Annotated in this window: 16 protein-coding genes; 7 read left to right on the top strand and 9 right to left on the bottom strand. The window is 44.4% G+C overall.

Annotation, left to right across the window (positions count from 1 at the left end):
• The first annotated feature begins 112 nt into the window (after positions 1-112).
• The 3 genes from G5B12_RS13225 (at position 113) to G5B12_RS13235 (ending at position 2,419) form a co-directional block, all read left to right on the top strand.
• The gene (locus tag G5B12_RS13225) at positions 113-589 is read left to right on the top strand and encodes a hypothetical protein (RefSeq protein WP_174088462.1); all 477 of its coding nucleotides are present in this window, start codon (positions 113-115) and stop codon (positions 587-589) included.
• Between the two features lie 72 nt (positions 590-661).
• A complete protein-coding gene (locus tag G5B12_RS17575; RefSeq protein WP_174088471.1) occupies positions 662-1,174 on the top strand; it encodes a PH domain-containing protein in 513 nt (170 codons plus the stop codon).
• Positions 1,175-1,336: 162 nt separating this feature from the next.
• On the top strand, positions 1,337-2,419 hold the full coding sequence (locus tag G5B12_RS13235; RefSeq protein WP_174088463.1) for a tyrosine-type recombinase/integrase: 1,083 nt from the start codon (positions 1,337-1,339) through the stop codon (positions 2,417-2,419).
• Between the two features lie 159 nt (positions 2,420-2,578).
• On the opposite strand, the gene G5B12_RS13240 is transcribed toward G5B12_RS13235, so the two are convergent.
• Both G5B12_RS13240 and G5B12_RS13245 read right to left on the bottom strand, forming a co-directional pair.
• The gene (locus G5B12_RS13240; RefSeq protein WP_015525727.1) at positions 2,579-3,589 is read right to left on the bottom strand and encodes a GGGtGRT protein; all 1,011 of its coding nucleotides are present in this window, start codon (positions 3,587-3,589) and stop codon (positions 2,579-2,581) included.
• A 40-nt stretch (positions 3,590-3,629) separates the two neighbouring features.
• Positions 3,630-4,322, bottom strand: a complete 693-nt coding sequence (locus G5B12_RS13245; RefSeq protein ID WP_118071121.1) for an iron-sulfur cluster assembly scaffold protein — start codon at positions 4,320-4,322, stop codon at positions 3,630-3,632.
• A gap of 246 nt (positions 4,323-4,568) precedes the next feature.
• Here G5B12_RS13245 and G5B12_RS13250 point away from each other — a divergent pair, with 246 nt between their 5' ends.
• A complete protein-coding gene (locus G5B12_RS13250) occupies positions 4,569-5,306 on the top strand; it encodes a TraX family protein (protein WP_118062635.1) in 738 nt (245 codons plus the stop codon).
• 556 nt (positions 5,307-5,862) lie between these two features.
• Here G5B12_RS13250 and G5B12_RS13255 read toward each other — a convergent pair.
• The 6 genes from G5B12_RS13255 to argH all read right to left on the bottom strand — a co-directional run bounded on the left by G5B12_RS13255 (position 5,863) and on the right by argH (position 12,409).
• Entirely contained in the window at positions 5,863-6,531 is a 669-nt protein-coding gene (locus G5B12_RS13255) for a UDP-N-acetylglucosamine pyrophosphorylase (protein WP_118062636.1), read from the bottom strand.
• Complete coding sequence (locus tag G5B12_RS13260) at positions 6,528-8,579, bottom strand: DNA topoisomerase (protein WP_174088464.1); 2,052 nt, start codon at positions 8,577-8,579, stop codon at positions 6,528-6,530. The genes G5B12_RS13255 and G5B12_RS13260 overlap by 4 nt, the downstream gene beginning before the upstream one ends.
• A gap of 1 nt (position 8,580) precedes the next feature.
• Entirely contained in the window at positions 8,581-9,336 is a 756-nt protein-coding gene (locus G5B12_RS13265) for a formate/nitrite transporter family protein (RefSeq protein ID WP_021975775.1), read from the bottom strand.
• 182 nt (positions 9,337-9,518) lie between these two features.
• Positions 9,519-9,755, bottom strand: coding sequence for a DUF3343 domain-containing protein (locus G5B12_RS13270; protein ID WP_021975774.1), 237 nt, complete (start codon positions 9,753-9,755; stop codon positions 9,519-9,521).
• Between the two features lie 95 nt (positions 9,756-9,850).
• Positions 9,851-10,936, bottom strand: a complete 1,086-nt coding sequence (asd, locus tag G5B12_RS13275) for an aspartate-semialdehyde dehydrogenase (protein WP_118062638.1) — start codon at positions 10,934-10,936, stop codon at positions 9,851-9,853.
• A 93-nt stretch (positions 10,937-11,029) separates the two neighbouring features.
• A complete protein-coding gene (argH, locus tag G5B12_RS13280; protein WP_021976248.1) occupies positions 11,030-12,409 on the bottom strand; it encodes an argininosuccinate lyase in 1,380 nt (459 codons plus the stop codon).
• Positions 12,410-12,628: 219 nt separating this feature from the next.
• Between argH and G5B12_RS13285 the strand changes: the two genes are divergently transcribed.
• On the top strand, positions 12,629-13,318 hold the full coding sequence (locus G5B12_RS13285) for a hypothetical protein (protein ID WP_174088465.1): 690 nt from the start codon (positions 12,629-12,631) through the stop codon (positions 13,316-13,318).
• Between the two features lie 68 nt (positions 13,319-13,386).
• Here G5B12_RS13285 and G5B12_RS13290 read toward each other — a convergent pair whose 3' ends face one another.
• On the bottom strand, positions 13,387-14,043 hold the full coding sequence (locus G5B12_RS13290; protein WP_174088472.1) for an epoxyqueuosine reductase QueH: 657 nt from the start codon (positions 14,041-14,043) through the stop codon (positions 13,387-13,389).
• 129 nt (positions 14,044-14,172) lie between these two features.
• Between G5B12_RS13290 and G5B12_RS13295 the strand changes: the two genes are divergently transcribed.
• Complete coding sequence (locus tag G5B12_RS13295) at positions 14,173-14,940, top strand: ABC transporter ATP-binding protein (RefSeq protein WP_021976251.1); 768 nt, start codon at positions 14,173-14,175, stop codon at positions 14,938-14,940.
• Complete coding sequence (locus G5B12_RS13300; protein ID WP_118071118.1) at positions 14,933-15,727, top strand: ABC transporter permease; 795 nt, start codon at positions 14,933-14,935, stop codon at positions 15,725-15,727. The genes G5B12_RS13295 and G5B12_RS13300 overlap by 8 nt, the downstream gene beginning before the upstream one ends.
• Position 15,728 lies beyond the last annotated feature (1 nt).

Raw genomic sequence — 15,728 nt, forward strand, 5'->3', positions numbered from 1 at the left:
TAATAATTCCTGCATAAATAACACCCCTTTTTCTTTTATTTTACTAGAAAAGGGGTGTGTTCACAATTTATTTACTCATGCGTTTGTCGTGACACGAGCGGGAGGTTTTGAATTGAATACATACGAAAAATTACTAGATACCGCCTGCAGGGACGGTATAGATGTTATAGATTATCCATTTGAAACTGAAAGAATAAAGGGGTTATATTGTGATGGAACTGTAGCTATCAGAAAAGGAATTAAAACTCAGGCAGAAAAGTCCTGTATTCTGGCTGAGGAACTTGGCCACCACTATACTACCACAGGTAATATTCTGGATCAGTCAACTGATGTCATGAACCGAAAGCAGGAATACCGGGCCAGACTTTATGGCTACAACCTCCGTGTGGGGCTAATCGGGATCATCAATGCTTATGAGGCCCGCTGCCGGAATCTTCATGAAATGGCTGAGCACCTGGACGTACCGGAGGATTATCTCACTGAAGTGATTGACTGCTACCGCTCCAAGTACGGGCAGTATGTTGCAGTGGATAACTATATAATCTATTTTATTCCGCAGTTGGCTGTAATAGGAATTAATACTTTATAATCTAAACAAGAGATTTTCCATAATGAATATCGTATTATTTATGGATATTATACTTTCAAGGGAGGAAATAATATGAAAACTGCAAAAGAAATGGTAGAGTTTGCTTCAAACGGTGTAAAATTAACTAAGTCTATGATTAAAGGTTTTTCTTTAATAGAAGAGTCTTTATCTTCTGACGAAAACGTTCTTTATTCCGCTGGTGTCTTTTTAGAAAATAAGAATTCCGCACAGGTTGCATTTGCTATCACTGATCGAAGAATTATGATAGCTCATAAATCTATGTTTTCTAATGATGTAATTGTTATAATGCCTGATATGATCAATGATATTTCACTTAATAAAAAATTCACTGGTGATTTCATAACAATCGTTACTGGAAAAGATATTCTTACAATAAGTGCCTATAAAAACAAAGGTAATGATTTAATTTCATCCATCCATTCAGCAATGAATTCTACCAAGAACTCTGATTCTCAAAATATATCAGCCGCTGACGAAATAGTTAAATACAAAAAATTATTGGATGAGGGAATTATCACAGAATCCGAATTTCAGTTAAAGAAAAAACAATTACTTGATTTATAAACTAAAAACCGGCCCCTGCGCCAACAGGAACCGGCACGTAGCTTCCGAAGATGCTACCGATTTCGCAAAAATATTGTATCATCTTCGAAGCAGCCTTGCAAGCGAAACACTCGTTCGCTGGCTGTTATTTTTGTACCCATATTTACAAGGAGGATGATATTTATGAAGTTACCAAATGGTTTCGGATCTGTTTATAAACTTCCCGGAAAGAGACGTAAGCCCTGGGCAGCCAGTAAAACAACCGGATGGGAAATCAACACAAAAACCAATCAGTCCAAACAAGTCAAAAAAGCTGTCGGATACTTTAGCACCAGAAAAGAAGCTTTGGAAGCTCTTACCCGATATAACGAAAGTCCCTACGATTTATTTGCCAAAGAACCCACTTTTAGCGATGTCTACGAAGCATGGTCTGATGTACATTTCCCTACCCTGGGTGGTCCTTCCAGTGTCCGTACTATTACTTCTGCATATAAGCACTGTGCTCCACTATACAATATCAAAATGAAAGATATCCGGGTTGAGCATCTGGAAACAACTATTCGAAATGCTCAGGTCGGTGACAGCACAAAAGCACGAATGAAAAGCTTATTCAATCTTATGTACCGATATGCCATGAAACATGAAATTGTAACTAAAGACTATGCCCAACTCTGTGATGGTGTGCAGCAGCCTAAGCCCAAAATCATCCGTGTTCCTTTTTCTGATCAGGAAATATTGTCTCTCTGGTCCCATCTTGAAATTCCTTTTGCAAATATGGTTCTGATCGGAATATATTCTGGCTGGCGGCCACAGGAACTGGCTGTCCTGAAAATTGCAGATATTGACTTTGAAAATATGACTTTTATCGGTGGACTGAAAACAGATGCCGGAAAGAATCGTACCGTTCCTATTCACCCACAGATCATGGATCTGGTTCGCCGCAATTACAATCAGGCCACTTCTATGCACAGTGAATATCTTTTCAATGATCCGGATGGGCAGCAGGGAACTCATCTTACATATGACAAGTACAGAAACCGTTTCAAAAAGGTTATGTCACGCCTGAATATGACCCACAAGCCTCACGACACCCGGCACACCTTTATTACCAAGGCAAAGGAATCCAACATAAACGAATATGTCCTAAAGTTAATCGTTGGTCATGAAATCCAGGATATCACGGAAAAAGTATACACTCACAGGACCATCGAAGACCTGCGTACAGCTATGAATATGATCACCTGGCCAGAGATCCCCAGCGAATAATTTGTAAGCTACCGTTGTTAGCTACGTGTAAGCTACTTGTTAGCTACCCGTCAAATTTATCATTTTTTCAGAGTGTTTTGTTCTAATTTTCAGGCAAACGTAAAAAAGCCGCAAACCCTTGAGTTTACGGCTTTTTCGCTATTTTAAGCTATGCTTATATTAGAATTTGCCAGCGTCAGCAGCTTCCTGTACGGAAACAGCTACTGCTACTGTCATACCAACCATCGGGTTGTTTCCAGCGCCGATGAGACCCATCATCTCTACGTGAGCCGGTACGGAAGAAGATCCTGCGAACTGAGCGTCAGAATGCATACGTCCAAGTGTATCAGTCATACCGTAGGAAGCAGGACCTGCTGCCATGTTATCCGGGTGAAGTGTACGTCCTGTACCACCGCCGGAAGCAACGGAGAAGTATTTTTTACCTTTCTCGTTGCACTCTTTTTTGTATGTTCCTGCTACTGGATGCTGGAAACGAGTTGGGTTTGTGGAGTTTCCTGTGATGGAAACGTCAACACCCTCTTTCCACATGATAGCAACACCTTCCGGAACGCTGTTAGCGCCGTAGCAGTTAACTTTTGCACGAAGTCCCTCTGAATAGGATTTACGGAATACTTCTTTAACCTCGTTCTTATATGGATCATACTCTGTCTCTACGTATGTAAAGCCGTTGATACGGGAGATGATCTGAGCTGCGTCTTTTCCAAGACCGTTCAGGATAACACGAAGAGGTTTTTTACGAACTTTGTTTGCTTTCTCGGCGATACCGATAGCACCCTCAGCTGCTGCGAAAGACTCATGTCCTGCAAGGAAGCAGAAGCAGTCTGTCTCTTCCTCAAGAAGCATTTTTCCAAGGTTTCCATGTCCAAGACCTACTTTACGTGTGTCTGCAACGGATCCTGGGATACAGAATGCCTGAAGGCCTTCTCCAATAGCTGCTGCTGCGTCAGCGGCTCTTCTGCAGCCTTTTTTGATTGCGATTGCTGCACCTACTGTGTAAGCCCAGCAAGCGTTCTCGAAGCAGATCGGCTGAATGCCTTTGATCTGATCGTAAACGTTCAGACCTGCGTCTTTAGTGATTTTCTCAGCTTCTTCGATAGAAGCGATTCCATAGCTGTTTAAAACAGAATTGATCTTGTCAATTCGTCTCTCATATGATTCAAATAAAGCCATTTCCTGTAACCTCCTGATATTTTTACCTTACGAAGTGTAATTACTCTTTTCTTGGGTCGATGATCTTAACAGCATCTGCAACACGGCCGTACTGACCTTTTGCTTTCTCCCATGCTGTGTTCGGGTCATCACCTTTCTTAATGAAGTCAGTCATTTTTCCAAGGCTTACGAACTGGTATCCGATGATCTCATCGTCCTCATCAAGAGCGATACCTGTAACATAACCCTCAGCCATCTCAAGGTAACGAGGTCCTTTTTTCAGAGTTCCATACATTGTACCAACCTGAGAACGAAGTCCTTTTCCAAGGTCCTCAAGACCAGCTCCTACTGCAAGTCCATCCTCGGAGAATGCAGACTGGGAACGTCCGTAAACGATCTGAAGGAAAAGCTCTCTCATAGCTGTATTGATTGCATCACATACAAGGTCTGTGTTCAGTGCCTCCATTACAGTAAGTCCTGGAAGGATCTCAGCAGCCATAGCAGCAGAATGAGTCATTCCTGAACATCCGATTGTCTCAACAAGTGCCTCCTGGATGATTCCCTCTTTTACGTTAAGGGACAGCTTACAGGCACCCTGCTGTGGAGCACACCAGCCTACACCGTGTGTGAATCCGGAGATATCCTTTACTTCTTTTGCCTGAACCCATTTTGCTTCTTCCGGGATCGGAGCGGCACCATGATGTACGCCCTGTGCCACTGGACACATTTCTTCTACTTCGCGTGAATAAATCATTTTAAAACTCCTTTCAAGTATAGATTGACCGATGTTATTGAGAAAAAAAGTTCGATAACACCCTACGGCTATTTTCTCACAAAACCTTTGTTTCGTCCAGTCATATTTGATAAATTTTTGCCATAAAACGCATAATATTGGAAGTTATTCTGGCAGTATTGCATGCCTAACTGTCAAATATTTCTGGCAACTATTCTATGTATGTGATAATATATTATCAAGTTTAACCCTGGAGGTATATTTTTCATGAATGCATCTGTGGATTCTGTTTTTCCAGAAAAATACCGTATCCTCAGCGGAAGCGCCCTGAAGATGATTGCGATCATCACCATGCTGATCGATCATATCGGAGCTGTGATTTTAAGTATGTATCCGCCTGCACAGAAAGTCCTGTTTACGCTCCTCGGAAGGGAATACAGTGTGTATCTTATTTTCCGCGATATCGGCAGAGTGGCTTTTCCCATCTTCTGCTTTCTCCTGCTGGAAGGTTTCCGGCATACCAGGAGCCGTTTCCGCTATGGACGGAATCTCCTTCTTTTTGCTCTGATCTCAGAGATTCCCTGGAACCTGATGTTCACAAACACACTGCATTATGAAAGACAGAATGTGTTTTTCACGCTTTTCCTGGGATACCTGGCGTTTTGTGCCATCGAATATTTTAAGGATAAGCGCTTGATACAGCTTCTCTGTATCCTGGGACTGCTTGTTGTTTCCATTTTTCTGAAAGCAGATTACGGATGGCGGGGATATATTTTTCTCCTGATCATGTACTATATGCGAAACGATAAGCCCGGGCAGGCGATCCTTGGAAGCTGCTGGCTTTACTATGAATGGAGAGCCTGTTTCGCCTTTCTGTCCATTAACCTGTACAATGGGGAGAGGGGATTTATCCACGGAAAAGCGGCGAAATATTTCTTTTACTGGTTTTATCCAGTCCATATTATGGGACTGGTGATACTTCGACAGATTTTATTTCTGTCTTAATTCTTTTTTTCTTATTATCTTATATGGATGTGCGTGTTGTATGTGAAAAGTTTTGAGATTTCAGTTCTGCACTTTTCCAGTGGGGAGTTCTGAGGGGAGAAAGCACTCAGAGTTGCGAAGCCCGTTTTTCTCCCCTCAGGCACCCCTCTTTCCGGGCACGCAATTCGGCCAGGCCCCTTCATAATGTAACACTCCTGGTTCGGTCCTGTATTCCACTTCTATCACCCATTTATCACTGTGCCGATTATAATTGTATGTTCTGTTTTACCACATCTAAAAGTCAAACTATTCATTCATCAATCCAGGAACAGGCCTGCTACGCAGGCCGCCTTCCGTCCCCCTCTCACCCGATCGGCACAGCCTCTCGCAAACAATACCGTCGCATCCATCGCCCCATCAAAAAAAGCCACACTCTCAAAAAAGTGCGGCTTCCCTGCGTGGCCAGGAGGGGAGACGGCTCGAGGAGGGGAGACGGCCTTCGCAACTGTGAGTGCTTCCCCTCCTCGAACCTTCCACTGCTTACCAAGCAGAACTTATTTCAAAAAACAAAGAAAAACTATTTTTTCTTCACAATTTCTTTCGCATTTTTATAAATGGAATCCGCCGGAACGCATCCCCTTACCGGTGACAGCGGATAAATATTGGAATTCCGTCCGATCACAGTACCAGGATTCAGCACGGAACCACATCCAACCTCAACATGGTCTCCCAGCATTGCTCCAAACTTCTTAAGACCAGTCTCGATCTTTTCATCCCCATCTTTCACAACAACCAGCTTCTTATCCGATTTCACATTAGAACAAATCGATCCGGCTCCCATATGGGATTTATACCCAAGTACTGCATCTCCAACATAATTATAATGCGGAACCTGCACTTTATTAAAGAGCACCGCATTCTTAAGCTCTGTGGAGTTTCCCACAACTGCGCCTTCGCCAACAATGGCCTTGCCGCGGATAAAGGCACAGTGACGTACCTCCGCCTCCCTACCAATGATAGCCGGTCCGGTAATACTTGCAGTCGGCGCAACAGTAGCAGATTTTGCGATCCATACATTTTCACCTTTCTTCTCATATTCAGAAGGATCCAGTGTTTTTCCAAGTTTAATGATAAAATCTCCGATCTCCGGAAGAACCTCCCACGGATAAGTCTTTCCTTCAAAAAGCTCTGCTGCGATGGTCTCATTCAGATCCAGCATATTGCTGATGGTAAAATCTTTCATCATGATGATTTTTTTCCTCCCTGTCTGGAAGCACGCTCCGGCTTCCTGTAATTTACAGCGGCCGCGTCAAAGAACTGCCGCAGGTTGTACTGATAATTGCTTGCTTCCACCTGCTGGGTCCGCACCCGCACAAAATGTTCCAGTTTGTCCATATATTCCTGTTCCGTGATGCTTCCCTCTGACACGTAGGTGAGGCCTTTTTCCCAGCTTGCCGTAAGCTCCGGGTTCAGAAGCTGCCGGATAGAACAGTTTACCACATCAAAGATCATCTCCCCCAGAAGTGTGGGGGTGATCACCTGAGTTTTCTTATTCAGTGCCAGATATTTGATGTTAAAAAGTTTCTTCAGGATCTCCGCACGAGTGGCACTGGTGCCGATCCCGCTTCCCTTGATCTGGGCACGAAGCTCTTCATCTTCGATCAGCTGTCCCGCATTTTCCATGGCAAGGATCATGGAACCGGAATTGTATCGTTTGGGAGGCGAAGTCTCGCCTTCCTTGATACTTAAACCGTTCACAGGAAGTATATCACCCTTTTTCAGCTTCTGCAACGCCTCCAGAAGCACCGTATCACAGGAAGCTTCTTCCTCTTCCCCGTTGCCGCCTTTCTCACTGTCGGAAGCTTTTTTCCGGGCAAAAGAGTTCGTGGCGATCTTCAGATAGCCTTCTTCTTTCAGAACTTTAAAAGAGGAAAAGAATGATTCCCCGTCCAGTTTCGTCACAAGGCTCACTTTCTGATAAACAGCCGGAGGATAAAAAATACATAAAAACCTCCTCACGATCGTCTCATACACTCTCTGTGCGGTAAGAGACACACTTCCCAGTGCATTCAGCCCCTGGCCGGTAGGAATAATGGCATAATGGTCTGTGATCTGCTTGTCATTCACATACCTGGTCTTCGCAATGTTTTTCCAGGATTCCATTCCCAGAACCTCTGCTGCCGCAGCTCCTGCCTGCTGATAATTTCGAAGGCCGGAAATATTCTTATATATCTCCTTGGCAACTGCTGTAGACAACACTCTGGCATCCGTTCTCGGATACGTCACCAGTTTCTTCTCATAAAGCTCCTGCACGATCCGGAGTGTTTCATCCGGACTGATCTTAAAGAGCTTGGAGCAGACGTTCTGAAGCTCCGCCAGGTTAAAAAGAAGGGGCGGATTCTTGTTTTCTTTTTTTCGCTCCACTTTCTCCACGGTACAGGAAAGGGGCTGGTTCACCATCAGCTGATCGATCAGCATCTGGGCATGTTCTTTTTTCTTGAAACCATTTTCTTTATAAAGATACGGGGACTGGAAATAACGGCTGCCTTCCACAGCCCTCCACTCTCCGTCAAAACTTTCGCCTGCAAGGGCAATGCTGCTTAAGACTCGGTAAAACGGTGTCTTCACAAAGACACGGATCTCCCGCTCTCTACGCACTACCATACCAAGGACACAGGTCATTACACGGCCTACCGCAATGGCCTGATATTTGGAATGGAGATAATTGGTCACACTGCTTCCGTAACGCAAGGTCAGCACCCTGGAAAAATTGATTCCCATAAGATAGTCTTCCTTTGCGCGGAGATAGGCAGACGCTGCCAGATTATCATACTCCGAGATATCTTTTGCTTCCCGGATCCCTCTTAAAATTTCTTCTTCTGTCTGGGAATCGATCCACACTCGTTTCTGGACTTTTCCCTTCACTCCTGCCATCTGGGCTACCAGACGGTAAATATATTCACCCTCACGTCCGGAGTCGGTACACACATAAATGGTCTCCACATCCGGCCGGTTCAGCAATCCTTTTACGATCTCAAACTGCTTTTTGACTCCGGGGATCACTTCATATTTAAATTCGCGCGGCAAAAAAGGCAGGGTATCAAAACTCCACCTTTTATACTTGATATCATATTTTTCGGGATAACTCATGGTAACCAGATGTCCTACACACCAGGTCACCACGGAATCTGCTGATTCCAGATATCCGTCTTTTCTCTGACCGTTGATCTTCAAAGCCTTCGCAAATTCCTGTGCCACGCTGGGCTTCTCCGCTATGTATAAAGCCTTTGCCATACTATTTATCTGCACTCATCTTTCTAAGCGGCCATGCCAGAAGCACGCCTCCGCCAACTATATTTCCCAATGTTACGATCACCATGCTCTTAAGCATAGCGCCGACAGACAATCCAGGCACCATACAGAATGCAACTGTAAAGATACCCATATTTGCAATACAGTGCTCAAATCCGCTGACAACGAAACCTGAAATACAGATCGTGATCATCAGGAATTTGCCTGACTCACTCTTCAGCTTAATGCCGCAGAGAACTGCAAGACAGACAAAGAAATTACAGAGCACCGCACGGAAAAACATCTGTCCTGCCGGAATACTGAGTTTTCCGTTTATAAATCCCGCAAAGTAATCTGCTGTACCGGACGCTCCGGCACCAACAAAGATCAGAGCCAGGATCAGGCATCCCACAAAGTTGCCGATGTAACTGATTCCCCAGACCTTGCCCACGTCTTTCCATGATACGCTCTTGTCATACGCACCAAATGCCATTACCAGATTGTTACCGGTAAACAGCTCTCCTCCTACCATTACGATCAGAAGAACCGCAATAGAGAACACCAGGGCTCCGAGGAATTTCCCCCATTCCGGGAATGTTTTGGAAAATACATTTCCTACTACATTACTATAGATCATCGCCACATCAATAAAAAATCCGGCCATGATCGCCCGCATAAAGTATTTTCCGAAATTGCTGTTCAGTAAATTAATCTTACCTTTCGCAGCGGTTGACAGTTTCTCTACATCCTCCCTGTTCATAAATAGCACCTCCACATATTTTTTAGCAAGCGTGGCACTTTGTTACTGCTTCTTTGTTCACAGTAACACGCTTTCCGGAAATCTGCTTGTTATATTGTAACACTTTACCATTTATTTCACAATAAAAATGCGAAAATTTCCAAAAATTTCTGGTTTGTTATACGCAACAAACAATATCCACTTTATGCTAAAACACGATAGATGCCATCCCAGGCCAGTTCTTTTTCTTTCAGAAAAACTTCCGCTTCTTCCTCGGACTGTTCCACACATTTCCAGGCCAGCCCGCACTGGGCGCTGATCTCCGACGGGATCGGGATCAGTCTTCCCGGAAATTCTGCTTCCTTCGCCGTTTTTTCCATCTTCATGGCAGCTGTGGTCGTAGAAAACGTGACAACTGTGGTGATCACTTTTTTACGCATGTCTTTTTGTTCCTTCCACACACGCAAAAACAGGACACCGGAAAACCCGATATCCCGTTTCTGCTGATTTTTTATCTCTATGAAGAATTACCAGATTATTTTGCCTGGATATATCCTTTGGCTTTCAGAGTCTCTGCACAGAGAACAGCTCCGCCTGCAGCACCTCTTACAGTGTTGTGAGAAAGTCCGATAAACTTGTAATCGTAAACAGTATCCTCACGAAGACGTCCTACAGATACTCCCATTCCGTTCTCATAGTTTACATCCATCTGTACCTGCGGACGGTTGTCCTCCTCAAGATACTGGATGAACTGCTTCGGAGCGCTTGGAAGCTCAAGCTCCTGCGGAAGTCCCTTGAACTCTACCAGTTTCTGGATCAGCTGCTCTTTGGTCGGTTTCTTGCGGAATTTAACGAATACAGCTGCTGTATGTCCGTTGAGAACCGGAACACGTACGCACTGGCATGTGATCACCGGTGTGGTAGCCGGAACGATCACACCGTCCTCGATCTTCCCCCAGAGTCTTAACGGCTCTTTCTCGCTCTTCTCTTCCTCACCGCCGATGTACGGAATGATGTTGTGCTCCATCTCCGGCCAGTCTTTGAATGTTTTTCCTGCTCCGGAAATAGCCTGATATGTAGTAGCTACTACTTCGTATGGCTCAAACTCTTTCCATGCGGTAAGTACCGGAGCATAGCTCTGGATAGAGCAGTTCGGCTTAACAGCTACGAATCCGCGTTTTGTTCCGAGACGTTTCTTCTGGAACTCGATCACATCGAAGTGCTCCGGGTTGATTTCCGGAACTACCATCGGAACATCCGGTGTCCAGCGGTGTGCACTGTTGTTGGAAACAACCGGTGTCTCTGTCTTGGCATACTCTTCCTCGATTGCCTTGATCTCTTCTTTCGTCATATCAACTGCGGAGAATACAAAGTCAACAGTAGCTGCAACTTTCTCTACCTCGTGGATATCCATAACGACCAGTTTCTTTACTGCCTCCGGCATCGGAGTATCCATTTTCCATCTGCCGCCTACAGCCTCCTCGTAGGTCTTGCCTGCGCTTCTCGGGCTTGCTGCTACAGTAACCACCTCAAACCACGGGTGATTCTCCAGAAGAGAAATGAATCTCTGACCAACCATTCCAGTTGCACCTAAAATGCCGACTTTAAGTTTTTCACTCATAATAAAACTCTCCTCATCTTGTGTCCCTCTATGGCACACATTTGTCTTTTCTGTAAATACTATACCAATTTTTCGGAAAATGCAAGCATTATCTTAATTTTTTTCAAGATATTCCTTATTCTGAGCGATCACCTGCTCCATAACAGATGGTCCCGGTGCACCAAGAGTTACTCGTTTCTCCACACAGGTCTTCATACTGATCGCCTCGTAGATATCCTCCTCAAAAACAGGGCTGATCTCTTTGTACTCGGAAAGTGGAAGCTCATCCAGGGAGATTCCTTTATCCAGGCAGAGAAGAACCAGTCTTCCTACGATACCGTGGGCATCACGGAACGGTACGCCATGGTTTACCAGATAATCTGCGGCATCTGTTGCGTTTGTAAATCCTCTCTTTGCGCTTGCCTCCATATTTGCCTTATTGAACTGCATGGTGGAAACCATACCTGTAAACAGGGCGATACATCCCTTTACAGTATCAATGGCATCGAACGTAAGCTCTTTATCTTCCTGCATGTCTTTGTTATATGCAAGGGGAATTCCCTTCATAGTTGTAAGGATAGATGTCAGTGCACCATAGACACGGCCTGTTTTTCCGCGGACAAGCTCTGCGATATCCGGGTTCTTTTTCTGCGGCATGATGCTGCTGCCTGTGCTGTATGCGTCGTCAATTTCAACGAAACGGTACTCGTTGGAGTTCCACAGGATGATCTCCTCGGAAAAACGGCTCAGGTGCATCATAATGGTAGAAAATGCGCTTAAGAGCTCGATCACATAATCTCTGTCAGACACGGAATCCATGCTGTTTCTGGTAGGAGCATCAAATCCAAGAAGCTCTGCGGTATAAGCACGATCCAGCGGATAAGTGGTTCCTGCCAGTGCTCCGGCTCCAAGAGGACAGGTGTTCATTCTCTTACGGATATCAAAGAGTCTGTCACGGTCTCTCCTAAACATCTCAAAATATGCGCCTACATGGTGAGCCAGAGTTACCGGCTGTGCCTTCTGGAGATGGGTAAATCCCGGCATGTAGGTGTGTACATTCTCTTCCATGATCTTCTGCAGGGCAAGAAGAAGGTCTTTCAGCTCTTTGTCTGTCTCATCGATCTCGTCGCGGACATACAGTTTCATATCCAGAGCCACCTGGTCATTACGGCTTCTTCCTGTGTGGAGTTTCTTTCCGGCGTCTCCGATACGGTCGATCAGGTTTGCCTCCACGAAACTGTGGATATCCTCGTACTCGGATGTGATCTCAAGTTTGCCCTCTTCCACATCTTTAAGGATTCCATCCAGCCCTTCTGTGATCTGATCTTTTTCTTCCTCTGTCAGGATTCCCTGTTTTGCAAGCATGGCAACATGTGCCTTGCTTCCGCAGATATCCTGTTTATAAAACTTCTGGTCAAAAGAAATCGATGCGTTAAAATTGTAAACCAGCTTGTCCGTTTCTTTTGTAAAACGGCCTCCCCATAACTGTGCCATAATATTCTTCCTCACTTTTCTTTTTTGCGGCAGAACTGTCTTCTCCGGGCGGACATGAGATCCGCCTCCCGGACGTCTGCACTTTTCTGTGTTAGTGTATCATATTTTTATGGAAATGCAAAGTTTTTCATACTTATACATACCATAAGTATTTTATACTGAGCATTTTTTTGATATAATAACCCCACGGATAAAATGGATAAACCGGAGGTATTTAATATGAGTATTCTTTCAGATGCAGCACATGAAAATATGATAAATTCAGAAGCTGCTGTAACATATATTTTAAAAGCCCTGTTTTCAGATGTGTTTAAGTTTGACGGTACAACGGAAGTCATGATTTCCGAAAATATCAAGCGAGGATGTCCTCATATATGGAAGGATCCGAATTATCGCATAATATCAGATAAACTGTTTCACTGGTGGTTGTCTGATATGCCATATATTTATCTGGCTATGCTGGAAGATCAAAAATTTGTACCCGTATTATACGAAAATCTGAAAAAGATTGTCGAATATGACAAAAACCATTCTTTAGATGCAAGAGTATATGATGAAAACAAAAATGTTTTCTCTTCAAAATTATGCACAGGTACTGTTTTTCATGTTGATTTTACAAACTTCAATGAAACTCTGTACAAGAAATTACTTGCAGATCTGGAAAGATCCATGCATGCTTTAGATGATATCCGTGACCGGGTTGATGATTTTGTAAACGGCCTCTCCCCGTCCAAACGCCACCAGATTTCCTATATTGTCTGCAATTTCATGTACCTGCTGCTTGAATTGATGCATAATGATGATATATGTAACTGGTTTGAAGCAATCAGTAACTATTATCAGGATATGGCCCATGCCCATGCTGCAGTCTATGAGGAAGCATGTGATAACCCTGATGATTTTGCATAATGCTAAATACAGGACGGGAGATATTTTTTCCCGTCCTGTTTCTTTTTACGAAACTGTATTGTTTCTTCTTAATCCCCGGAATTTTCCAGGACTCTTTTTCTGTCTCTTTCCTGTGCTTCTCTTTTTGAAAAAACACAGCCGCAGTAATTCTGTCGGTACAGATCGTGCTCGTGGGACAGCTCAATGGAACGCTTGTAGCCATTCTTTTTCTTGAAATCCGAAGTCAGATGTGGCACTTTATAGATTTCTGCCAGCTCCTCACCGATCTCATTGATCTTCTGTGCATTTTTCAGCGGGCTGATGCTTAAGGTTGTGGTGAAATAATCATATCCGCCCTCCTTCGCCAGTTTCGCTGCCTCTTCCATCCGCAGACGGTAACACTTAAAGCACCGCTCTCCTCCTTCCGGAACATCCTCCAGTCCTTTTGCCATCTCATAAAATTCCTTCGGGTCATACCGTCCCTCCACCAGAGTTACCGGATGGACAAACTCCATCTCCCCGATAAGACGCCGAATCTCAGCCACGCGGTGTGCATATTCCTCCTCCGGTGCAATATTGGGATTATAAAAAAATATGGTGATCTCAAAATACTGCGACAGATATTCCATCACATAACTGCTGCAGGGTGCACAGCAGGCGTGAAGAAAAAGTCTGGGCGTTTTTCCCTCTTTCTGAATGTTTTCGATCAGTTTATCAAGCTCTTTCTGGTAGTTTCTTTTATTCAATGTTTGTAATTCCTTTCTCTCTGACTGTTTGGCGGCAGGCACCGGCGTCTCCTTTTCTGCCATGCGCCTTCTCCTGTTTCAGACATATGATAATATTATACCATTATCTACAAAAAGGAGGCAATATCCATGAATCCCATCCTGAAAGTACGGGATGTGTGTCTTTCCTATCACACATTGTCCGGTGAGACACCTGCCCTTTCTCATATATCCTTTGACCTGATGCCCGGCGAATTTCTGTCCATTGTAGGACCCTCCGGCTGCGGCAAATCTACACTTCTCAATCTGATCGCCGGCCTTCTCGCCCCGGAATGTGGTTCCATTACTCTGGATGAAAAGCCGGTATCTGCCGGCAGTACCGCTGTAGGATACATGCTTCAGAAAGATCATCTTCTGGAGTGGCGCAGTATTTACAAAAATATTCTCCTTGGCCTTGAAATCCGTAAAGAACTCACTCCCGAAAAACTTTCTCATGCCGAAGAACTTCTCCGGATATATGGTCTTGACCGTTTCCGGGATGCCAGGCCCTCTCAGCTTTCCGGCGGTATGCGGCAACGTGCCGCCCTGATCCGGACCCTTGTGTTGAAACCGGAACTTCTGCTTCTGGACGAACCATTTTCCGCGCTGGATTATCAGACCCGCTTAAATGTCAGTGATGACATTGGAAAAATTCTCCGAAATTCCGGCAAACCTGCAATTCTGGTTACTCACGATATCTCCGAGGCCATCAGCATGGCAGACCGGGTACTGATTCTTTCTCCCCGCCCTGCCACTGTACAGAAAATTGTTGACATCCATCTGAATATCAATAACCGTACTCCGCTTTCTTCCCGAAATGCTCCGGATTTTAAAAAATATTTTAATCTCATATGGAAGGAGCTCAACGAAAATGCCTGAAATTTCCAGACATCAGAAACAATATCTTTTACAGTATAAAAAAGAAAAACGTCTGATCTTCACAGCACGAATTCTTCTCTTTGTCCTGTTTATGGGACTCTGGGAAATGTCTACCAGATGCGGATGGATTGATTCCTTTATTTTCAGCAGCCCTTCCCTCATCGGAAAAACCTTTCTTTCCATGTGCAGGGATCAGTCTCTGTTTTCCCATATTGGAGTTACTCTGACAGAAACTCTTGTCAGTTTCTTTTTTGTTGTAATCCTGGGCGTGGGAACTGCCATTCTTCTCTGGTGTTCTCCAAAGACTTCCAGAATCCTGGAGCCTTACCTTGTGGTACTGAACAGTCTCCCGAAATCTGCCCTTGCACCTCTTCTGATTGTATGGCTGGGTGCCAATGAGCGAACCATTGTAGTTGCCGGCATGTCCGTGGCTATCTTTGGTTCTGTTATTAATCTGTACTCCGGTTTCTGCCAGGCAGATCCGGAAAAACTAAAACTGATTGAAACTCTGGGAGGCCACAAAAAAGAAAAACTGACAAAAATCATTCTGCCAGCTTCCCTTCCTCTGATCATCAGTGTTATGAAAGTAAACATTGGTCTCTGTCTGGTGGGTGTTATCATCGGCGAGTTCATCGGTGCCAGAAAAGGTCTCGGATATCTTATCATCTATGGAAGCCAGACTTTTAAACTCACCTGGGTTCTTATGTCCATTATGATCCTGTGTATTATTGCCATGGGACTGTATGCAGTGCTTAATCTTTTGGAAAAATATATACAAAAGCGATAAA

The sequence above is a fragment of the Blautia sp. MSK.20.85 genome (assembly GCF_013317245.1).
Taxonomy (GTDB): domain Bacteria; phylum Bacillota; class Clostridia; order Lachnospirales; family Lachnospiraceae; genus Blautia_A.